Annotated in this window: 19 protein-coding genes; 11 read left to right on the top strand and 8 right to left on the bottom strand. The window is 58.7% G+C overall.

Annotated elements, in window-relative coordinates; all coding sequences use genetic code 11:
• Window positions 1-12: 12 nt before the first annotated feature.
• The 3 genes from BLR72_RS02990 to BLR72_RS02980 form a co-directional block, all read right to left on the bottom strand.
• Window positions 13-963: a carbohydrate ABC transporter permease gene (locus tag BLR72_RS02990; RefSeq protein WP_036814461.1), complete on the bottom strand. Its 951-nt coding sequence runs from the start codon at window positions 961-963 to the stop codon at window positions 13-15.
• A 145-nt stretch (window positions 964-1,108) separates the two neighbouring features.
• A complete protein-coding gene (locus tag BLR72_RS02985; protein WP_027231949.1) occupies window positions 1,109-2,368 on the bottom strand; it encodes an ABC transporter substrate-binding protein in 1,260 nt (419 codons plus the stop codon).
• Window positions 2,369-2,404: 36 nt separating this feature from the next.
• Window positions 2,405-3,331: an N-acetylmuramic acid 6-phosphate etherase gene (locus BLR72_RS02980; RefSeq protein WP_091944941.1), complete on the bottom strand. Its 927-nt coding sequence runs from the start codon at window positions 3,329-3,331 to the stop codon at window positions 2,405-2,407.
• A gap of 198 nt (window positions 3,332-3,529) precedes the next feature.
• On the opposite strand from BLR72_RS02980, the gene BLR72_RS02975 reads away from it, so the two are divergent.
• The 9 genes from BLR72_RS02975 (at window position 3,530) to BLR72_RS02935 (ending at window position 12,436) form a co-directional block, all read left to right on the top strand.
• Window positions 3,530-4,417 (top strand): glucosamine kinase nucleotide-binding domain-containing protein, encoded by an 888-nt coding sequence (locus BLR72_RS02975; RefSeq protein WP_091944938.1) that lies wholly within the window; start codon window positions 3,530-3,532, stop codon window positions 4,415-4,417.
• The gene (locus BLR72_RS02970) at window positions 4,410-5,195 is read left to right on the top strand and encodes a GntR family transcriptional regulator (RefSeq protein ID WP_027231952.1); all 786 of its coding nucleotides are present in this window, start codon (window positions 4,410-4,412) and stop codon (window positions 5,193-5,195) included. Before BLR72_RS02975 ends, BLR72_RS02970 begins: the two co-directional genes overlap by 8 nt.
• 20 nt (window positions 5,196-5,215) lie before the next feature.
• Window positions 5,216-6,226 (top strand): SIS domain-containing protein, encoded by a 1,011-nt coding sequence (locus BLR72_RS02965; protein ID WP_091946525.1) that lies wholly within the window; start codon window positions 5,216-5,218, stop codon window positions 6,224-6,226.
• Complete coding sequence (gene nagA / locus BLR72_RS02960; RefSeq protein ID WP_091944935.1) at window positions 6,223-7,380, top strand: N-acetylglucosamine-6-phosphate deacetylase; 1,158 nt, start codon at window positions 6,223-6,225, stop codon at window positions 7,378-7,380. Before BLR72_RS02965 ends, nagA begins: the two co-directional genes overlap by 4 nt.
• Window positions 7,381-7,434: 54 nt before the next feature.
• On the top strand, window positions 7,435-8,034 hold the full coding sequence (gene pncA, locus BLR72_RS02955; RefSeq protein ID WP_027231955.1) for a bifunctional nicotinamidase/pyrazinamidase: 600 nt from the start codon (window positions 7,435-7,437) through the stop codon (window positions 8,032-8,034).
• Window positions 8,035-8,241: 207 nt separating this feature from the next.
• Window positions 8,242-9,552 carry a sn-glycerol-3-phosphate ABC transporter substrate-binding protein UgpB gene (ugpB, locus tag BLR72_RS02950; RefSeq protein ID WP_091944932.1) on the top strand — a complete coding sequence of 437 codons (1,311 nt, stop codon included), beginning with the start codon at window positions 8,242-8,244 and terminating at the stop codon, window positions 9,550-9,552.
• Window positions 9,553-9,617: 65 nt separating this feature from the next.
• Entirely contained in the window at window positions 9,618-10,508 is an 891-nt protein-coding gene (ugpA, locus tag BLR72_RS02945) for a sn-glycerol-3-phosphate ABC transporter permease UgpA (protein WP_027231957.1), read from the top strand.
• 7 nt (window positions 10,509-10,515) lie between these two features.
• The gene (gene ugpE / locus BLR72_RS02940; RefSeq protein WP_091944929.1) at window positions 10,516-11,364 is read left to right on the top strand and encodes a sn-glycerol-3-phosphate ABC transporter permease UgpE; all 849 of its coding nucleotides are present in this window, start codon (window positions 10,516-10,518) and stop codon (window positions 11,362-11,364) included.
• Between the two features lies 1 nt (window position 11,365).
• Window positions 11,366-12,436: a sn-glycerol-3-phosphate import ATP-binding protein UgpC gene (locus tag BLR72_RS02935; RefSeq protein WP_027231959.1), complete on the top strand. Its 1,071-nt coding sequence runs from the start codon at window positions 11,366-11,368 to the stop codon at window positions 12,434-12,436.
• Between the two features lie 41 nt (window positions 12,437-12,477).
• Here the strand turns inward: BLR72_RS02935 and BLR72_RS02930 are convergent, their stop codons facing one another.
• From BLR72_RS02930 to BLR72_RS02915, 4 genes are all read right to left on the bottom strand, one after another.
• Complete coding sequence (locus tag BLR72_RS02930; RefSeq protein ID WP_091944926.1) at window positions 12,478-13,260, bottom strand: MetQ/NlpA family ABC transporter substrate-binding protein; 783 nt, start codon at window positions 13,258-13,260, stop codon at window positions 12,478-12,480.
• A 32-nt stretch (window positions 13,261-13,292) separates the two neighbouring features.
• Window positions 13,293-13,958, bottom strand: coding sequence for a methionine ABC transporter permease (locus tag BLR72_RS02925; protein WP_091944923.1), 666 nt, complete (start codon window positions 13,956-13,958; stop codon window positions 13,293-13,295).
• On the bottom strand, window positions 13,948-14,988 hold the full coding sequence (locus tag BLR72_RS02920) for a methionine ABC transporter ATP-binding protein (protein ID WP_175492295.1): 1,041 nt from the start codon (window positions 14,986-14,988) through the stop codon (window positions 13,948-13,950). The genes BLR72_RS02925 and BLR72_RS02920 overlap by 11 nt, the downstream gene beginning before the upstream one ends.
• 592 nt (window positions 14,989-15,580) lie before the next feature.
• Entirely contained in the window at window positions 15,581-16,678 is a 1,098-nt protein-coding gene (locus tag BLR72_RS02915) for an NADH:flavin oxidoreductase/NADH oxidase (RefSeq protein WP_091944918.1), read from the bottom strand.
• A 95-nt stretch (window positions 16,679-16,773) separates the two neighbouring features.
• Between BLR72_RS02915 and BLR72_RS02910 the strand changes: the two genes are divergently transcribed.
• Both BLR72_RS02910 and BLR72_RS02905 read left to right on the top strand, forming a co-directional pair.
• A complete protein-coding gene (locus BLR72_RS02910) occupies window positions 16,774-17,076 on the top strand; it encodes an ArsR/SmtB family transcription factor (protein WP_027231964.1) in 303 nt (100 codons plus the stop codon).
• Window positions 17,077-17,510: 434 nt separating this feature from the next.
• Window positions 17,511-19,850 carry a putative bifunctional diguanylate cyclase/phosphodiesterase gene (locus BLR72_RS02905; protein ID WP_036814465.1) on the top strand — a complete coding sequence of 780 codons (2,340 nt, stop codon included), beginning with the start codon at window positions 17,511-17,513 and terminating at the stop codon, window positions 19,848-19,850.
• A gap of 309 nt (window positions 19,851-20,159) precedes the next feature.
• Here the strand turns inward: BLR72_RS02905 and BLR72_RS02900 are convergent, their stop codons facing one another.
• Complete coding sequence (locus tag BLR72_RS02900; RefSeq protein WP_091944915.1) at window positions 20,160-21,983, bottom strand: acyl-CoA thioesterase; 1,824 nt, start codon at window positions 21,981-21,983, stop codon at window positions 20,160-20,162.
• Window positions 21,984-22,045: the final 62 nt, after the last annotated feature.

Genomic DNA, 22,045 nt, shown 5'->3' with positions numbered 1-22,045 from the left:
TTGGTGCCTCACTTAGAACTGGTACCGGCGCATGCGCCGCTGGATGGCAAAGAGGTAGAGGCAAACGCCCGTGAGGATGATGAGGAACATCACTGTCGCAATCGTCGCGCCCATGGACTTGTCACCGATCTGCAGCTGGAAGCCGAAGAAAGTGCGGTAAAGCAGAGTGCCCAGAATATCCGTCGAACCGTCAGGACCCGCCAGCGCGCCCTGAACCGTGTAGACGAGATCGAACGCATTGAAATTGCCGACAAAGGTCAGGATCGAAATGATGCCGATCGACGGCAGGATCAACGGCAGCTTGATCTTCCAGAACTGGCTCCAGCCGGTGACGCCATCGCATTCCGCAGCTTCGAGAACTTCATCGGGAATATTCAGCATCGCCGCGTAGATCAGCATCATCGGTATGCCGACATATTGCCAGACGGAGATCAGCGAGACGGCGATAAGCGCCGTGCCGGGCTTGCCGAGCCAGGGCGAGAAGATCGACTTCAAACCGACGAGATCGAGGAGAAATGGCGATACGCCCCAGATTGGCGACAGGATTAGCTTCCAGATAAAACCGACGATGACGAAGGAGAGCAGCGTCGGCAGGAACATTGCCGTTCGGTAGAAAGCGCCAAAACGCAGCTTCGGCACCGAGAGCAGTGCCGCAAGGGCAACGCCGATCGGATTTTGCACGATCATGTGTATGAGGAAGAAGACGAAATTGTTGCGCAGCGCGTTCCAAAAGCTCGCAGCCCAGCGCGGGTCGCCGAAAAGCACATTGAAATTGCCGAGACCGACGAAAACGCTCTGACCATCTTTCACATTGAAGAGCGACAGCCGGAGCGTCTCGATGAGCGGCAGGATCATGATGGCGGTATAGACGAGCACCGCCGGCGCCAGGAACACCAGAATGTGCCAACGCCGCGGCCTCCTGTCGGCGCCCCGATCAACGATTGCTTGTTCGACTGTGCTCATTAAATCAGAGTCCCCTGATATTCTTGGTCACGACTTTTGCGGCGCATGACGGCCGTTCAAACGGATGATAGCGCAAGAAGCGCCCAATGTTCCGATAAAGAAATAGCCGGAGCCTCCCTCACGGACGCTCCGGCTATCGTTTGTTTTACTTGGCCGGCTTGTACCAGCTGTCGAGACCGTCCTGCAGCTTCTTGGCGGCAGCTTCCGGCGTATCGGTGCCGTTGATCACGTTGGCTGATTCAACCCAGGTTTCGTTTTCGAGGTTCGGCGTGCCGCGCGACAGGATCTGATAGGTCGAGCGGATCGTCGGCTTGCACTTCTCGCGCCAGGATACGAACTCCTGCGCCAGCGGGTCCTGCATCTTCACCGCAGTCGAGTTCAGGCTGAAGAAGCCCGGCAGCGCATTGGCGTAGATTTCAGCGAATTCCGGCGAAGCAACCCATTCGAGGAACTTCTTGGATTCTTCCGGATGTGCGCTCTTGGCGTTGAGGCCGACACCGATATCGTTGTGGTCGGAGATGTAGCAAGCATCGCCGGCGTTCTTAACCGGCGGCGGGAATGCCCCCATCTTGAACTGGGCCTGCGTGTTGAACAGGCCGATTTCCCACGAGCCGGCCGGATAGATCGCAGCGCGGCCGAGCGTGAAGAGGTTCTGACTGTCCGGATAGGTCTGGGCTTCGAAACCGTCGCCGAGATAATCCTTCCACTTGGCAAGTACCTTGTAGGGCTCGACCCAATCCGCATCGGTCAGCTTTTCCTCGCCCTTGATCAGTTTGGCGCGGCCTTCTTCACCCTTCCAGTAGGTCGGTCCGATGTTCTGGTAGCCCATGGTCGCAGCTTCCCAGAGGTCCTTGGTGCCCATGGCCATTGGGATATACGTGCCGTCAGCCTTGATCTTGTCGAGCGCGGCGAAGAACTCTGCCTCGGTGGTCGGGATCGCAATGCCGAGCTTGTCGAATGCATCCTTGTTGTAGATAAAACCATGGATAACCGAAGCCATCGGCACGCAGAAAGCGTCCTTGCCGTCATCGGTGGTCCATGCGGCCTTGGCGACATCCGAGAAGTTCTTCATGCCCGAGAGGTCGTTGAGGCTGGCAAGGTTGCCGCGCTTGAACTGCTCGAGCGACTTGTCGAACGGACGGCAGGTGATGATGTCGCCGGCGCTACCCGCATCGAAACGTGCACCGAGAGCCGCGTCATATTCCGTCGGCGGCGTTGGCGCGAACTTGACCTTGATGCCGGGGTTCTTGGCTTCAAATGCCGGGATCAGTTTCTCCTGCCAGATGGCAAGATCGTCGGTGCGCCAGCTTTCGATCGTCAGCGTGGTGTCTGCGGCGTGGGCAAAACCGGCCGTAGCCAGGATGCTCGTCGCCATAAGCAGTGATTTTAAAGTCGTGCTTCCCATTTTAGTCTCCTGTTGCACCCCTTGCGAGCTGTGCCGTTAACGAGAGCCGAAGCTCTCCTTGAGGTCTTTACGACCAATTTCCGAAAGCGACGGGCGAAGCCTCTGTTGATTGCTTTCGAGAATTTCCAATGCTTTTTGCGGGCCTTCCGCACCGGCGGCGAGCAGAATTGCCGCCTTGACGGAGCCGCCGCTCGCTTCGAGCAGCCTGACCGCGTCGCCGCGTTCGCATCCCCCCACCGCAGCGACGATTGCGGCCGCGCGGTCGCGCAGCTTGAGGTTGTCGGCGGTAAGATTGACCATATAGCCGTCATGGACATGGCCGAGATGGATCGCCATCAGGGTCGACAGTAGGTTGAGCGCAATCTTCTGTGCCGTGCCTGCGCCCATGCGCGTCGATCCGGCAACCATTTCCGGCGGGGTCTCCAGCGTGATCGCAATATCGGCCTTGTCGAACAGCGGTACGGCCGGATTGTTGGCAATGGCGATGACCTTCATCCCGCGCTGTTTGCCAGCTTCGATGGCGGCGAGCGCATAGGGCGTGGTACCGCTGGCCGAAACCGCAATCAGGCAGTCGCCGGCGCCAAGTCCGGCGGCGGCGATGTCCGCGGTCGCCTGGTTGGTATCGTCCTCATAGGAACCGGCAAGACGACCAAGGCTGGCAATGCCGCCGGCGATAAGGATGACGATGCGTTCAGGGGATATCCCGTAGGTCCCGGGGATTTCGAGTGCATCCGCAAGTGCCATCAGGCCGGAACTGCCGGCGGCGGCATATGCCAGACGACCACCCGATGCGAGTGTATGAGCGGCCAGGGTGGCGGCTTCGGCAACGGAGCCAAGCGCTTGCGATACCGAGGCGGCCGCCTCGATTTGCGCTTCATGCAGCAATTCCAGAACATCTTCCGGCGAACGTTCGTCCAGCCCGAATGCCCTCTCATTGCGCTCCTCTGTGCGGGAAACTGCCACCACTCTCTCCTCGTTGCGATAAATAATGCCAAAAAAATACCACTTGTCCAGTAAATCTTAAAAAATTTCTGTTCAGTCAAGTTTTTCGAGGTTTTTGTTCAGTTTATTCAATGATATATGGGAAATGTACAAAATGCGCGAATTAACACTTGGCTATTGGTATTTTATTGGTATTCTACTCGTGGAGGACGGTGAAACGTGAATTATCTCGTGGGAATCGATGGTGGTGGAACGAGCTGCAGGGCGGCGCTGGCCGATGCGGGCGGCCGGATTCTGGCCACGGGCAAAAGCGGTTCCGCCAATATCATGACCGACATGAAGACCGCGCGGCTTAATATACTCGACGCAACCGAAGCTGCCTTCACGGCGGCCGGAGTGTCCACGTCGCTTGTCGCTTCTGCGTCTGCTGTCCTGGGGCTCGCCGGTGCAAATGTCGGCGGCAATGGCGCGCAGCTCCAGGCAATGCTCCCCTTCAAGAACGCGCTGGTCTATTCCGACGGTGTCATTGCCCTGCAGGGCGCGCTCGGCGATGCGGATGGGACGGTGGTCATTGTCGGCACCGGCTCCGTCTATGTCACCCGATCGGGAGAAGAGATACGTTTTGCTGGCGGATGGGGCTTCAAGGTCAGCGATCTTGGCGGTGGCGCGCGCCTCGGGCGCGACCTGCTGGAAGAGACATTGCTCGCCTATGACGGGTTTCACCCCTCCTCGGCGTTGACCGACGCAGTCATGCGGCGCTTCGGCGGCAATCCGCACCAGATTGTCCAGTTCGCTCATTCTGCAAGTCCGGGCGATTTCGGTACATTTGCACCGATGCTGTTCGAATATGCTTCGCTAGAGGATCCGGTTGCCGTCGCGCTGATCGGGCGCTCAGTCCGAAACATCGAAGAAGGTCTTGATGCAGTGATGCCATCGGATGAGAGCCGCCTTTCCCTCCTCGGCGGGCTTGGCTCGCTCTACGGCCCCCTGCTTTCACCACGTTACAAGGCCCGGCTGCAGGAGCCGCTCAACGATCCCCTCACGGGCGCGGTCCAGCTCGCCGTGCATCACTTTTCCGGCGCAGGCGTGGAGCATATGCATGGCTGACGGTCTGATTGACATTCTTCCTTCGCTCAACGAGCAGGCAAGTGGCGGCCCACTTTATGTAAAGCTGCAGCGGCTCATCGAGAATGCGGTGCGCGACGGCATGCTGCGGCCCGGCGACGCCTTGCCGCCTGAGCGCGAACTTGCGGCGATGGCCGAGATTTCACGCGTCACGGTGCGCAAAGCCGTACAGGGCCTCGTCAACAGCGGCCTGCTCGTGCAGCGGCATGGCTCGGGCACCTTCGTTGCACCGCGCTCGGCCCGTGTCGAGCAATCGCTGTCGCACCTTACCTCGTTCACAGAAGACATGGCCCGGCGCGGCATGGTGGTGCGCTCTACCTGGCTTGATCGCGGTATCTATGCGCCCTCGCCCGAAGAGATGGTCACGCTTGGGCTTTCCTCGGGGGAAAAGGTGGCGCGGATCAGCCGCCTGCGCGTCGCCAACGACACGCCCATGGCCATCGAACGCGCTGCACTGTCCATCAACGTGCTGCCGAATCCCGAGTTGGTCACAGTCTCGCTCTATGCGGTGCTAGCCGAAGGGGGCAACCGCCCGGTGCGCGCCATCCAGCGCATTTCTGCGGCCATCTTGAAGGAAAATGATGCTACATTGCTCCAGGTTCCGGCCGGCTCCGCCAGCCTGAATATAGAGCGCATATCCTATCTGGAATCGGGCAAGGTCATCGAGTTCACCCGATCGATCTACCGTGCGGATGCCTATGAATTTGTGGCCGAGCTGAAGCTTGGCGACTCTTCCGAAATATCAGGAGCAGTGCTTTGACGACCAAAACGACCACCCTCATGCGGGAGGAAATTCTTTCCATTCCCGCGGTGACAGAACGGTTCCTCAAAAGTTCCCGCGAAACCCTTGCCGCTGCCGGCGCGAAGCTGCGCGAGAAGAACCCGCCATTCCTCGCCTCGATTGCTCGCGGCTCGTCGGACCATGTCTGTTCGTTTCTCAAATATTCGAGCGAGTTGACCGCCGGGGTTCCCGTCGCTTCGCTCGGGCCATCCGTCGCCTCGATCTATGGCGTGACGCTGAAGCTCGCCAAAGCAGCGACGCTCTCTATATCGCAATCGGGCAAGAGCCCGGACATCGTCAGCATGACGCGCGCGGCAAGCGAGAGCGGAGCGCTTACCATCGCAATCACCAACGTCATCAATTCCGACCTTGCCAACGCGAGCGATTTCCCCATCGATATTCTTGCAGGTCCCGAGCGCAGCGTGGCGGCGACCAAATCCTTCGTCAGTTCCGCCGTCGCCGGTCTGGCGCTCATTGGCCACTGGACCGAGGACAAAAAGCTGCTGACGGCTATCGATGCCCTGCCCGACGCGCTGGCCAAAGCCGTCGAATGTGATTGGTCGCCCTTTGCCGGTGCACTCAAGGACGAAAACTCGCTGTTCGTGCTTGGTCGCGGGCCTTCCCTTGCTATCTCCAATGAGGTGGCATTGAAGTTCAAGGAGACGAGCGGGGTCCACGCCGAGTCCTATAGCGGCGCGGAAGTGATGCACGGGCCGAAGGCCATTGTCGGCAAGGGCTTCCCCGTGCTGGTCCTGGCGGCGCGCGATGCTGCCGAAGATTCGCTTGTTGAAGCAGCCGATCGCCTCGCCGAGCAGGGCGCGGCGGTGTTCCTCACCTCGTCAAAGCCGTCGAAGGCAACTGCGTTGCCTTTCGTCGCCACATCACACCCACTCACCGATCCGCTCGCCCTGCTTGTTTCGTTCTATGCCTTCGTGGAAGGATTTGCCCGCAGCCGCGGCCTCAATCCCGATGAGCCGCCGCATCTGCGCAAGGTGACGGAAACGATATGAGCACCGCCTACGCATTGACGGGCGCCGAGATCTTCGACGGCGCGAACTGGCATAGCGACGCGGCGCTCGTCATCGACAAGGGCGTTGTCTCGAGCATTTCCGACGCCGCCCTGCCGGACGATATCCGCCGTGTCGAACTTGACGGCGGCAAGCTGGTGCCAGGGTTTATCGATATCCAGGTGAATGGCGGCGGCGGCGTCCTTCTCAACGACGGTCCGAGTGTCGACGTCATCCGGACGATCTGCGATGCGCATTTCGCCTTCGGGACGACTGCCCTGCTGCCGACGCTGATTACCGACACGCCCGAAATCACCGCGGCGGCGCTGAATGCCGGCAAGGCTGCCGCGCTCGACAAGGTGACGGGCTTCATCGGACTTCATATCGAAGGGCCCCACCTTTCGGTATCCCACAAGGGGACGCACGACCCTGAGCTCATCCGGCCCATGGAGGATGCCGACCTTGTCGCGCTTATCGAGGCGGCACAACAATTGCCCGTGCTCCTGACCACGGTGGCGCCTGAGACGGTACCCGCCGACAAGATCAAGGCTTTGACCGATGCCGGCGTCATTGTCAGCCTCGGCCATAGCGGCGCGTCCTACGAAGTCGCCCTCGCCGCCACGGAAGCCGGCGCGACCATGGCGACACATTTGTTCAACGCCATGAGCCAGCTTGGACATCGCAGTCCCGGGGTCGTCGGTGCTGTGTTGCAGTCGGGCGAGCTTTCAGCCGGTCTTATCGCCGACGGGTTCCACGTCGACAAGGCATCGATGGCAATTGCCATCAGAGCCAAGCAAGGGCCGTCGCGCATTTTCCTCGTCACCGACGCTATGTCGACCATCGGCACCGACATCACCTCGTTCACGCTGAACGGGCGCCGGATAACCCGCGCCGGCGGACGCCTCACACTCGACGACGGAACGCTTGCGGGCGCCGACCTCGACATGATCTCAGCGGTGCGCTTCGTGCACAACGAGCTTGGTCTGCCACTGGAAGAAGCCTTGCGGATGGCCTCGCTCTATCCGGCGGAGAGCCTGCGCATCGACCATCATTACGGTCGCCTTCTGCCCGGTTACATCGCCAACATCGTGCATCTTGACGATCGGCTCGACGTCAATCAGGTATGGATCGACGGCGATCTGCATTACGCGCGTTGACGCGGCTCGCCGATTGGTCATACTTGAATTCTTCACGAGACATTGGAGATGGATATGGCCAAGGACGCGTTGATCGTCGTTGATGTTCAGAATGATTTTTGCCCCGGCGGCGCCCTTGCCGTTGAAGGTGGCCACGAGATCATTCCGATCATCAACAAGCTGATCATGCGCTTCGACCATGTCATCCTGACGCAGGACTGGCATCCCGGCGGTCACTCGAGTTTCGCTTCGACCCATCCGGGGAAGGCACCTTTCGAGACGGTCCCGATGTTTTACGGCAATCAGACGCTGTGGCCCGATCACTGCATCCAGGGCAGCGTCGGGGCCGAATTTCATGCCGAGCTGGAATGGACCAAGGCCGAACTCGTCATCCGCAAGGGTTTCCGCCATCATATCGACAGCTACTCGGCCTTTTACGAGAACGATCGCCAGACCCCAACTGGCCTCGCCGGCTATTTGCGTGACCGGGGGATCACCAATGTGACCTTTGCCGGACTTGCCACGGACTACTGCGTGGCCTATTCCGCGCTCGACGCCGTGGAGCACGGCTTTGCCGCCGATGTTCTGCTCGATGCTTGCCGCGGCATCAATCTCGGCGGTTCGCTGGCCGCCATGCTCGGTGAAATGCGCAAGGCCGGCGTCACCCTCGTCTGACCATAGCCGGCAAATAAAATCATCGGCAGACGCGCCCCGATCCCGGGACCGCCCCGCAGCCTCGACTATCGCCAGCGAATGAACAGCTGCGCATTTTTTCCACAGGCGGAACCGGACAAGGCACATTACTGTTGTCTGTCTGTCACATAATGGAGATACTGGCATCAAGCGCACTATAGATGACGCCTTCGTCCATGGGAGATTGAGATGACCTATCGTATTACCTCGTTGAGCCTTGCATTTGGCCTTGTCCTTGCCTCCTCCACCGCATCCTTCGCCGTTACCGAAATCAGCTGGTGGCATGCAATGACCGGCGCCAACAATGAAGTTGTCGAGACGCTGGCTAAGGAATTCAACGCGAGCCAGGGCGGCTACAAAGTTGTTCCAGTTTTCAAGGGAACCTACCCTGAAGCATTGAATGCCGGCATCGCCGCATTCCGGGCCAAGCAGGCCCCCGACATTCTTCAAGTATTTGACGCCGGTACTGGCGTGATGATGGGCGCGGAAGGCGCGGTCAAGCCGGTTGCCGACATTCTTTCGATGGGTGGCTCGAAGTTCGACAAGACCCTCTATCTGCCGGGCATCGTCGCCTATTATTCCAAGCCTGACGGCACCATGCTGTCCTTCCCCTACAACAGCTCCTCGCCCATCCTTTACTACAACAAGGACGCCTTCAAGAAGGCTGGCCTCGATGAGAACAATCCGCCAAAAACCTGGACGGAAGTGTGGGACGCCGCCAAGAAGATCAAGTCCAGCGGTGCAGCATCGTGCGGGTTCACCTCGACCTGGCTCACATGGATCCAGACCGAAAATTACGCGGCCTGGAATAATCTGCAGTGGGGCACCAACGAAAACGGCATCGCTGCCACCGATGTCGAGTTGAAGATAAACACGCCGACCTTCGTCAAGCACTTCCAGGAGATTGCCGACCTCGCCAAGGATGGCACCTTCCGTTATGGCGGTCGTACCTCCGAGGCAAAACAGCTGTTCACCTCGGGCGAATGCGCCATCTTCACTGAATCGTCAGGCGGCCTTGGCGACGTCGTGAAGTCCGGCCTCAATTTCGGCACCGGCCAGCTTCCCTACGAAGCAGGTGCGCAAGGTGCGCCGCAGAACACGATTCCGGGGGGAGCCTCGCTTTGGGTCTTCGCCGGCAAGTCGGACGAGCAATATAAGGGTGTAGCCGCTTTCTTCAATTTCCTGTCGAAGACCGATATCCAGGCTCGCCTGCATCAGGTCTCGGGTTATCTGCCGGTTACGATGGCGGCCTATGAGGCAACCAAGAAATCCGGTTTCTACGACAAGAACCCGGCGCGCGAGATCCCGATCAAGCAGATGCTGGGCAAGGCTCCTACGGAAAATTCCAAGGGCGTGCGCCTCGTCAACCTGCCGCAGGTACGCGATATCGAGAATGAAGAGTTCGAGAACATGCTAGCCGGCAAACAGACGGCGCAGCAGGCGCTGGACAATGCCGTCAAGCGCGGCAATGCAGCGATCAAGCAGGCGCTCGGCCAATAAGCCCTTCCGTCTGAAACCCGGCCGCAAGCCCTTGCGGCCGGGATTTCCTTTAATGTGAGGCATTCATGGCATCGTCCAACAACGTGACGTTTCCCAACAAGCTCCTGCCCTATTTGCTGCTGGCGCCCCAGCTTGCCATCACGCTCATCTTTTTCTACTGGCCGGCATCGCAGGCGATCTATCAGTCCGTCCTGCGCGAAGACCCCTTCGGCCTGTCGACACAATTCGTCGGCCTTGGCAATTTCAGGCGGGTCATCAGCGATCCCAACTATCTGAATTCGCTGCAGGTCACGATCGTCTTTTCGGTCGCGACGACGCTGATCGCCATGACGATCGCGTTGCTTCTCGCCGTCATGGCCGACAAGGTCATCCGTGGCAAGAACATCTACCGCACGCTGCTCATCTGGCCCTACGCCGTTGCGCCCGCCATCGCCGGCATGTTGTGGCTGTTCCTGTTTAACCCATCGATGGGGACGCTCGCCTATCTCGCCCGCTCCGCCGGCTATAACTGGGACCCGCTGCTTAACGGCAACCAGGCGATGGTTCTGGTTGTTTCCGCCGCGGCATGGAAGCAGATCAGCTACAATTTCCTGTTCTTCGTCGCCGGGCTGCAATCTATTCCAAAATCGCTGATCGAGGCTGCCGCCATCGACGGTGCCGGCGAGAACAAGCGGTTCTGGACCATCGTCTTTCCGCTCCTTGCGCCAACGACGTTCTTTCTTCTCGTCGTCAACACGGTCTACGCCTTCTTCGACACGTTCGGCATCATTCACGCCGTGACCGGCGGCGGTCCGGGCAAGGCAACCGAGACCCTCGTCTACAAGGTTTACAATGACGGCTTCGTCAATCTCATCCTCGGCGATTCGGCAGCGCAGTCGGTAATCCTCATGATCATCGTGATCGCCTTGACGGCGATCCAGTTCCGCTATGTCGAACGCAAAGTCCATTACGGCTGAGGTGACCATGATCCAGAACAACCCCATTGGCCGCCTGATTGCACACTTCGTTCTCATCCTTGGGATCGTCGTCGTCGCTTTCCCGATCTACTATACATTCGTCGCCTCGACGCAGACGCTGCAGGAAATCATCCGGCCGCCGCTTTCGCTGCTGCCGGGCGGCCATTTCTGGGAGAATTATTCTTCGGCCCTGTTCGGCGGGGTCGGGCGCATCGGCGGCGTCGGCGTTGACCGCCTCCTCTGGAACACGGTGGTCATGGCGCTTGGCATCGCCATCGGCAAGATCATCATCTCGCTTCTTTCGGCATATGCCATCGTGTTCTTCCGCTTCCCCGGCCGCATGTTCTTCTTCTGGCTTATCTTCATCACACTGATGCTGCCGGTCGAAGTGCGCATCCTTCCGACCTACAAAGTAATGGTCGATCTTGGCCTCATCGATACCTATACGGGGCTTACTTTGCCGCTTATGGCCTCGGCGACCGCGACGCTCCTCTTTCGCCAGTTCTTCATGACCATTCCAGGCGAACTCGTCGAGGCGGCGCGCGTTGATGGCGCCGGCCCCTGGCGATTCTTCAAGGACATTCTGCTGCCGCTATCGAAAACCAACATTGCGGCGCTGTTCGTTATTCTTTTCATCTATGGCTGGACGCAGTACCTCTGGCCGCTTCTCATGACAAATCGCAACGACATGTCGACCATCGTCGTCGGCCTGCGCAAGATGATCTCCTTCGCCGACGCCGACACCGAGTGGCATCTGGTGATGGTTACCTGCATTCTCGCCATTCTCCCCCCGATCCTCGTCGTCGTCCTGATGCAACGCTGGTTCGTGCGCGGATTGGTCGAAACGGAGAAATGAAATGGCAAGCGTGGAATTGACCAACATCCGCAAGGTCTATGGCGGCGGCGTCGAGGCGGTGAAGGGCATCAATATCGCCATCGACGACGGCGCGCTCTGCGTCCTGGTTGGGCCGTCAGGCTGCGGGAAATCGACCTTGCTCCGGATGATCGCGGGTCTTGAAACGATCACCGAAGGCGTGCTCAAGATTGAAAATTCCGTGGTCAACGACCTTGGCCCGGCGGAACGCGACATCGCCATGGTGTTCCAGAACTACGCGCTTTATCCGCACATGAAGGTCTACGACAATATGGCGTACGGCCTGCGCAATCGCGGCATGCCGAAGGGTGAGATCGACAAGCGCGTGCGGGAAGCAGCGCAGACGCTCGAACTCGGGCACCTGCTTGAGCGCCGCCCGCGCGAACTTTCCGGTGGCCAGCGCCAGCGCGTCGCCATGGGCCGCGCGATCGTCCGCAATCCGAAAGTGTTCCTGTTTGACGAGCCGCTTTCCAACCTCGACGCGAAGCTGCGTGGCCAGATGCGCGTCGAGATCAAGAACCTGCAGCGGCAACTCGGCGTGACCAGCGTTTATGTCACCCATGACCAGCTCGAAGCGATGACGCTCGCCGATATTCTCGTCGTGATGAATGGCGGTGTCGTCGAACAGATCGGGGCGCCGCTCGACATCTATGAAAAGCCGGCCAGCACTTTCGTTGCGAGCTTCATCGGTGCGCCGCCGATGAACCTTGTTCATGTTACAGCAAACAGTGCCGGTCTTCTCCTCAAGGATGGCACCCATATCGGCGCTGAGGGCCTCGCAATTCCAGCCGAGGGAGCGCAGATCGGCTTCCGGCCGGAAGATCTCGAGGTTGCGGCCGGAAGCCAGCAACATATCGGCGGGTTGCTATTGGACCTGACCGTTCGCGGTGTCGAGCCGGTCGGTGCGGAGAGCTATGTTTACGGCAATATAGGCGGTGACAAAGTGGTCGTGCGGGTGGCCGGGCGATCCATCGTCGAGCCAGGCGATCATTTGCGGGTGATCGTCCCGAAGGAAAAGCTCCACCTGTTCGACGCCAAGGGGAAGCGCATCTGAGGCGAGGCACCTCCTTTTGGGAGATGCCTCTGTTTGGTAGATTACCAGCTGGGGACAGCTGCACCCTTGTACTTGTCGAGGATGAACTGCTTGACCGGATCGGAGTGGTAGGATTCGATCAGCGTCTTCACCCAGGGCTTGTCCTTGTCGGCCGTGCGAACCGCGATCAGGTTGACGTAAGGCGCCTTTTCACCTTCCTTCAGGATGGTGCCGTTCATTGGATCGAGGCCAGCCTCCAGCGCGTAATTGGTGTTGATCGCGGCCGCATCCACGTCGTCGATCGAGCGCGGCAATTGCGCGGCGTCGAGCTCGACGAACTTGAAGTTTTTCGGGTTCTCGGCGATGTCGTTGACGGTGACCTTCAGACCGACGCCTTCCTTCAGCTTGATCGCGCCCTTGTCGGCGAGGATCAGCAGAGCCCGGCCGCCATTGGTCGGATCGTTCGGAATGGCGATCGTCGCACCATCAGCGAGTTCATCGAAGCTTTTGACCTTCTTCGAATAAACGCCCATCGGGAAATTGACCGTGTAGGCGACATCGACAATGTCAAACTTGCGATCGGCGATCTGGTTGTCGAGATAGGGCTTATGCTGGAAGGAATTGGCATCGAGTTCGCCGTCGTTCAGCGCCTGGTTCGGCACGACATAGTCGGAAAACTCGAAGATTTCGATATCGAGACCCTTCGGCTTGGCGATCTCCTTGACCTTTTCCATGATTTGCGCGTGCTCGCCCGGCGTGACGCCGATCTTGATCGTTTCGGCCCAGGCGCTGGATGCACCCAGAACAGCCGCGAAAGCAGCAGTGGCAAGGAATCTCTTCAACATTTCTAACTCCTGTCTTTTGAAGAATAACAAGCTCAACGCGGACGCGTGCGCTTGTCGAACTGGCGCGCCAGCCTGTCGCCAGCGCTTTGGACGAGTTGCACGAGGACGATGAGAACCACGACGACAACGGCCATCACATCGGGCATGAAACGCTGGTAGCCATAGCGGATGCCGAGGTCGCCAAGTCCGCCGCCGCCCACAGCCCCGACCATGGCCGAATAGCCGATCAGGCTGACGATGGTGAGCGTCAAGGCCGAGGCGATACCGGGGCGCGCTTCTGCCAGCAGAACCTTGAATACGATCTGTATCGGACTTGCGCCCATGGCGCGGGCAGCTTCCGTCAGTCCGGGATCGACTTCGCGGATCGCCGTCTCAACGAGGCGGGCAACAAAGGGGATGGTCGCAATAGTCAGGGGAACGATCGCGGCGCTGGTGCCGATGGAAGTCCCCGCCACAAGGCGCGTGAACGGAATGATCGCGACGACTAGAATGATGAACGGCGTCGAGCGGGTCGCGTTGACGATCGCGCCCAGTACCTTGTTGACCGAGGGCGCGGGAAAGAGTTCGCCGCGCCCGCTCGTTGCCAGAAATACGCCGAGCGGAATGCCAAACAACGAGCCGATTAGACCGGCAACCGCAACCATGTAGAGCGTCTGGCCCGTCGCCTTGATGATAAGCGCGATAATATCAGGAGACATAGCCAACCACCTCCGAAGCCAGGCCATGTTCGGCAAGGAATTGCCGCGCCTCGGCGATCTTCGCCTCATCGGCACGCAGCGAAACGACGAGCATGCCGAACGGACGCCCGGCGATTTCGTCCACGGCCCCAGCCAGAATGTTGACTTCGATGCCAAGGTCGCTGCCGAGCCTCGCCAACATTGGCTCGGTGGCATTTTCGCCCTTGAAGATAACGCGCAATATCGTGCGCGAACCATCATGCGGTTCGCTCGACATCCGCTTGGTCAGAAATTCGGGCAAGCGCATGCCGGCAAGACCACCAAGCAATGCCCGGGTCGTTGCATGGGTATGGCCGGTAAAGACGTCGAATGTCGGCCCTGACTCGACGATACGGCCGCCGTCGATCACTGCGACATGGTCGGCAATCGTCTTCACGACTTCCATCTCATGAGTGATCAGCAGGATGGTCAGGCCGAGTTCCTTGTTGATCTTCCGCAGGAGGTCGAGAATCGAGCGCGTCGTTTCCGGATCGAGCGCCGAGGTCGCCTCGTCGGAGAGTAACAGCTTCGGCTCGGTCGCAAGCGCTCTGGCAATGCCGACGCGCTGCTTCTGCCCGCCGGAAAGTTCCGATGGATAACGGTCGCGCTTGTCGGAGAGTCCCACGAGCTCAAGGAGCGGCGTCACCCGCTTCTCGATGGCTTGCCTGTCCACACCCGCGATTTCAAGCGGCAACGCGATGTTGTCGAAGGCAGTGCGCGACGACAGCAGATTGAAATGCTGGAAGACCATGCCGATGGCGCGGCGCACGGAACGCAGGTCCTTCTCGCCTAACCCCGCAACATCAACGCCGTCGACAAGCACGCGGCCGGCGGTCGGCCTTTCCAGCCCATTGACGAGGCGTATCAAGGTCGACTTGCCAGCGCCGGAACGACCGATGATTCCGGTCACCGACCCGCGTGGCACGACAAGGTCAACATTGTCGAGCGCGACCACTTCGTTGCTGCTGCGGCCGGCCGCGAAGCGTTTGGAGACCTGCTCGAATGCGACCATCGGTTTGGTGGCTTGCGTGGCCGGCTCATCATTCGCCGCCACGGCAACCGGGCCCTTAGCCCTGTTTTTCACAATTGCCATGTTCATTTGCGGTGCTCGCACACCCGCCCTGTTGCCTGTTTGCGACCGTCTATACAGACCATCTGCAATTTTCGATAGAGGTTGGACACGGGCATGAACATTTCAGGTTGAGCGACCGGGCAGGTTGGAATGAGATGGCGCGGCATTTGCCGGTGCCCGAACATAAGCAAAGGCCGCCTCAGGCGACACGAAGCCTGTTTCATATTTTGGCAGGTTTCAGGATTCGCATTCTAAAACAACCGAAGAGCTTATGGTTTTCAATGCGCAAGCGCAGAGCCAGCAGCTGCGTCGGGGGAGAGCCCCCCGACCGTGGCAACGGCCTTGCTCTCAAACCTGGGGGCATCGCTTCGGTTTTCGCCGTTCGGCGTCACTCTAACCCGGACGAGTCGGCATGCCACAATCCGGGCAACTCCAGAAAGAGAGGGCGGACGAAAGCCCGATCCTCCCTCCGAAGCTGGCTCACGACACTGCGTTTCCAAGTATCCCAGGAGTCGCGGTGCGCGCAACGCGCCTATGCCGCCCGATAGCGATTGAGCCAATGCGCATAGGGCGCTGGCAGAATCCAGGCAGGCTTTTCTACGCCGAGTTCCGTCGCTGCCTTGTATGGCCAGTGCGGATCGGCGAGCAATGGACGCGCCAGCATGACGAGATCGACCGAACCATCGCGCACAAGCCCCTCGGCCTGTTGTGGCGTGCTGATGTACCAGGAGGTCGAAGCCGGCAACGCCGTTTCGCGGCGCACGCGCGCTGCAATCGGACCGAGGAACGCCGGTCCCCAGGGAATATCGGCCTTGCCGAGGGAGAAGCCGATGCTGACATCGATGAAATCGAGCCCTTCCGCCTTCATCTGCTTGATCAACTCAATTGCCTCGCCCAGGGTTTCCTCGTCATTGCCGTCAAACTCGATGACGCCAAGACGCGCGGCAAGCGGCAGGTTTTCCGGCCAGACGGCGCGCACTGCCTTCAGTGTCTCAAGCAGGAAGCGGCTGCGGTTTTCAAAACTGCCGCCATATTCGTCGGTGCGCTGGTTCGAGTGCCTGGAAAGGAAGCTCTGCGCCAGATAGCCGTGGGCGAAATGCAGCACCAGCCATTGAAAGCCGCTGGCCAACGCGCGTTTTGCACTATCGACGAATGCCTGCTTGACGCGTTCGATATCGGCTTTGGTCATCTCGTGCGGAACCTTGCTGAGGCCTCCGCCATAGGCGATCGCCGACGGCGCGATTGTTTCCCAGCCACGCGGATCGCCGGCCGGGATATGGTCGTCGCCTTCCCAGGGCCGGTTCGCACTGGCCTTGCGCCCTGCATGACCGATCTGGATTCCCGGAACTGCGCCAGCATCCTTGATCAACTGCACATTCGGTGCAAGGGCAGCGGCTTGTTCGTCATTCCACAGACCCACGCAATTCGGGGTGATCCGCCCTTCAGGCGAGACGCCGGTTGCCTCGACCACAACGAGACCTGCGCCACCGCGCGCGAGCGACCCGAGATGCACGCTGTGCCAATCGTTGACGAGACCGTCATTGGCGGAATACTGGCACATGGGCGATGCAGCGATGCGATTGCGCAGCGTGACGTCCTTGAGGGTGAACGGGTCAAAAAGCGATGCCATATATTATTCTCCAATCTGGCTTACCGAATTTATTTGATAGTTCGATAATATTCGAACAATAGCAATACACAAAATTTTGTGGTACTTTATCGGCCATGAGACAGTTCCGTCATCCATCCGTTTCCGAATTGCAGGTCGAGTCAGTTCTATATGCCCTGAGCGACCCGGTGCGCCTCTCCATAGTGCGGCAACTTGCGCGCGAGGGTGAGGCGACATGCGCGGCCCTTGACGGCGGGCGCCCCAAGTCCAGCATGTCGCACCATTTCCGGGTGCTGCGCGAGTCGGGCATCGTCCACACCCGCAATGATGGAACGTCACACATGAATACCCTGCGCCGAGACGATCTGGACAGCGCTTTTCCCGGACTGCTGGGGGCCATTCTCTCCGTCCCGCGCTGAACAAAATGATATTTCTGCGAACAAAGGTCTACAATTTATCAGGCCTTGGCGCGGCCGAACTTCATCAGCGATCAAATGACTAGTTATTAATTAAGTACACGCGAATGCTTACAGCTAGTTGTGTTATCTCACTATCGCGACGCCAGCCACCCATCGACGCCCTTCGAAAATACAAATCCATTCAAATAGAACACTCTACAATGTTATACTTATATATCTAATAGATATACCAAATCAATATGAAATAGTACTTTTTATAACTGGAACCACGTGTTTTATCATACATGACTTGAAAAAATCATCTTAATGAAAATGTACTATGAGGCGATAAAGACATTGGTAACTATTAAAAAAAATGCTAAGTACATTAACGAATGCCGAACGTAAAAAATCTAACATGGGGAATTACGAACTCACGTATTTGAGGGCTTTGCGTGTCGTCCAAGTTCCACACAGTTGACGCGATCCGATCGATCTTCGGAATGCGCGGCGCCATAAATCCGGCAGTTAAACGCCGTGTTTATGCCGAGCAGATGGACGTCGCCCTGCGACTGGCGCCATTCACGGTGCTTGTTGCGATGTGCGTGGTATTTGTCGTTGCCTATGTCTTCTGGAATCTCGGACCCCGCCCGTATCTCGCCGGTGTCGCGACGGTGGTGGCGCTGCTGACCGTCGGTTCGCTGTTCGCGTGCACACAATGGTACAAGCTGCCGAAGGTGAAAGAGCTTGGCTTCGATGCCATCAAATACCTTATTATCGTCTCTGCGCTCTACGGTATTTGCCTCGCCAGCATACCGCTTATGCTGTTCCTCGACGCCGACCCATATCACCGGTTGTTGATTGCCTGTACTGCGGCGGGTCTCATGGCCACGGGTATCGGTGTCGCGGTCGTGCCACTTGCCGCAATCGCCTATTCCGGCACGATCATCACGGGATCCTTCTTTGCCCTCGCCTCTACCGGCGAAGATTTCTTTCTTTTCATTGCAATCCTGCTCGCGTTCTACGCGCTTTTTATCCTGTTCACGATCGTGCACATGAGCAACCTCATCGTCATGCGCACGCTGGATCAGATCAAGGTTGAACAGCAGAAGGAAGTGATCAGCCTCCTGCTCTACGATTTCGAAGAGAACGCCAGCGACTGGATCTGGGAAACGGATGCTGACCTCAAGCTGCAGCACACCTCCCCCCGCCTTGCCCAGATCGCCGCCAAGACGACGAAGGAATTGCAGGGCATGCCCTTCGCGCAACTTTTCAAGGTCGATCAGTCGCATGCGGAAGAAGCGACGCAGGTCGGTTCCATCTGGCAGGCCATCGAAAACCGCACCACATTCCGCAACCATATTCTCCCGGTTAATATTCGCGGCGAGACACGCTGGTGGTCACTGACTGGCAAGGCCATATTCGACAATGCCGGCAAGTTTGTCGGCTACCGCGGCGTTGGTTCCGATGTGACGGCTGCCAAGCAGTCCGACGACCAGCTTTCCTATCTTGCCCGCTACGATGTGCTGACCGACCTGCCGAACCGCACGCTGTTTACCGATCAGCTCGGCCAAGCGACCAAGGACCTCGAGAAAGGCCTGCGGAGCTTTGCCGTATTCTGCATTGATCTCGACGAGTTCAAGACTGTCAATGACAGTTTCGGTCACGGCATTGGCGACCAGTTGCTCAAACAGGTGGCCGACCGGCTGCGAGGCACCTCGCCAGCCACCTATACGGTGGCACGCCTTTCCGGAGATGAATTCGCGCTGCTTGCGCGCGGAGCGGACCAGGCCGCGGCGACTGAACTTGCCGAACAATTGGTGCAGAGCATCTCCCAGCCCTTCTGGATCGATGGTATTCAGATAAACATTCACATCAGCATCGGTATCGCGATAGCGCCGACCGACAGCGTCAACGACATCATGCGCTGTGCTGACCTTGCGCTCTATCGCACCAAGAACGAGGGCCGCAACAGCTACCGGTTCTACGAAGTCGAAATGGATGCACGCATCGAGGCAAAACGCGCCCTGGCCATGGATCTGCGCGGGGCGTTGGCCCGGCAGGAATTTATCCTGCATTTCCAGCCCATCGTTTCGGCCCAGACGCTGAAGACAGTCGGCTTCGAGACACTCTTGCGCTGGAAACACCCGGTTCATGGCTTCATCTCGCCAACGATCTTCATTCCGATCGCGGAAGAATCGGGCAATATCATCCCGCTTGGCGAATGGATCATCCAGGAAGCGTGCCGCATCGCCGCCGGTTGGCCACAGGATATCCACGTGGCCGTCAATATTTCAGCGATCCAGTTTCGCCATTCCGATCTCGCCTCGATCGTTCGCGACGCGCTCAGCAAGAACAACCTCAAGCCGAACCGTCTTGAGCTCGAAATTACGGAATCGGTCTTTCTCGAAGCCAATGTCGCCGCGATCTCGCTGCTGCGCCAGTTCCGCGCCATGGGCGTCAGCATCGCGCTCGACGATTTCGGTACCGGCTATTCCAGCTTGAGCTATCTGCGCAAGATGCCGTTCGACAAGATCAAGATCGACCAGTCCTTCGTGCGCGATCTGCCGCACAATCGCGGAAGTCTCGCCATCATCCGGGCGGTGATGGGCCTTGGCGCCAGCATGGGCATGAAGATCACCGCCGAGGGCGTTGAAACCCGCGAGCAGCTCGCCTGCCTGCAAAAGGAAGGTTGCGACCAGGTACAGGGCTTCCTCTTCAGCCCCGCCGAGCCCGTGGAAAAGACCTTCGAGCTCCTGACGTTCGACAGCGAGCGCTACCAGGTCGCAAGCTGAGCAACGCGATCGTTGAGCTTCCCGCTAAGCATTCCCTGTTTAGATAGAAACAGTTCTGTTTCCCGGATGGTGAGACAATCCACGCGGAAGGCAGCAAAGCCGATGTTCACGCATCGGACAAAGCCGCCTGGGAAGGCCAGCCGGAAGCCCGAAGGCCGAAATGGACCTCTCTCCCCCCGGTTGAATAGAGACAACCCCACCCGACGCCTATATGCGGACAAGGTCATTGCGTTTCGGGACTTGCATCCTCAGCTGGAACGGACATTGCCGGCAATGGGACCCCTGGGGGGCAATCCCAGGATGGTAGCGTTAAGCCTGCCGCTTTGCCTTGACGTCCGCGATATTCGGCCGGTGGTTGGGTGACAGGCGCGAGTCTTTGGGCCAATAGGCAAGGAAGCCCTTGATCACTTCGCCCGGAATATCCAGTGGGCTGTAGTTCTCCCGATCGACGAACATCAGCGATTGCTCGCCATGGCCGAGCAGGCCCTGTGTTGCGCTGTGGATCTCATGTTCGAGCGTGACGAACTTGCGATTGTGTCTGGCGATCTTGATGCGCACGCTGATCTGCTCGAACTCCTTCGATTCACGCCGGTAATCATGGGTGAACGAGCGCGTCAGGATATAGAAGCGTGTCGTCCCCAGGTCGAAATCCGGCATGCAAACATTGAAGAAAAGTTCGCGGGCCTTGCCAACCCAGCGCACATAGTTGGCGAAGTAGACGTTGCCGACCGAATTCGTATCGTCATAGGTGGGAATGAGCTGCATGACGAACCATTCGCCGTCGAACCCATGAGAAGGCGACATCTCATCGCCCTGAGCGACAGGCGCGCCAATCGGTGACGGTGACATCATGCGGATTGGCTGGTCGACAATCTCGACTGGTATTGCCTTCGAGCCCGGACCGAATATTTCGATGATGACGGGGAGCGCGCCGATCAAGCCGATCAACGGCGAAAGGGCGAGGAATTCCGGTATCGGCTGGACATAACCGATGACGAAGATAACCGCCGATCCGCAGCCGATCAGAAAGCTCAAAACCGGATCGAACTTCGGCTTCGCGCCCAATGCCTCACAGGCGAGATTTGCCGCTGCGCTCACGAAAAGCGTGGCGAAGGGCATCATGAAATACATCAGCGAGAAGTTCGCGGGTACTGCCGTAAAGGCAACCCAGACAGCACCGATCAGCAGCCAGAGGGGCGAGGAAGCAATCCCGTCGGGGATTAGGGCCAGCAACGGACTGTTGCTGCGCATGTTCTTTCCCTTCAAGAACCATGCCGTCGCGCAGTAGTAGCTGTCGACAGTCGAGGCGAGAGCGATTGTCGTCCAGATGACAAAGGCTATGGCGAGATAGGACTGGCCGTTTTCGGCGGCGAGTACCGTCGCTGCCGATACAGCGCCCTGCGCGCTCGGCAAGCCGTCGATGGAAAGAATGCTGCCGATCGGACCGACAGCCGATGCCGTCAGGGCGTTCAGAAACAGAAAGCCGAAGAATATGAGGGCGCCGACGCTATAGGCGAGGCCGACGTTCCCGCCTTCACGCTTGATTGTGACTGCACGCTGCCAATGCTGGATATCGAGCCAAGGCCCGAGCAGGAAGCCAATGATCGTGGGCAGGACCAAGCCGTAAAAGCGGCTATCGAACTGGGCAAGCGGCACGCCGGGATAGGTGGAGGTTTCACGCAGGCCAACAAGAAGAACGATCCCAGCGGAAACACCGACAACCGTATAAACGATGTGCAAGAGTTTGATCTGCTGCAACGTCAGCGCATGGCCGATGGCGCAGGCAAAGAGCAGCAGCATCGCAACTCCGATCGACGAGCCCTCGCCGACGATCGGCTGCCAGAGATAGGCCACGAACCCGAAAATGGTGACCACCAGCGCCGCCATCTGGAACAGCAGGAAAACGCCCGCGTAGCGGCCCTCTATGTCCTTCATGATCTGGTCTGGCGAGCGCTTGGTGCGCCCCAGGATAAAGCCGAACAGCCAAAGGCCCGCGACATTGGAGATGGCAAAGCCGAAGAATCCGAGCCAGCCATAGGTGAGGGTCACGTGGATCGAATAAAAGAACCCCAGACCCCATAGCCAGGACAAGCCAATTGTTGGCGCCCACAAAAGATTCCGCACGACTGTCATGACTATCCAGCTTTAAAAACGCAACTCTACAGCTTCAAACTTTAGTCGATGTTATTCGCTCG

The organism is Phyllobacterium sp. YR620, from assembly GCF_900104165.1.
GTDB lineage: Bacteria > Pseudomonadota > Alphaproteobacteria > Rhizobiales > Rhizobiaceae > Phyllobacterium > Phyllobacterium pellucidum.
This window is presented reverse-complemented; position numbering and strand designations above follow the sequence as displayed.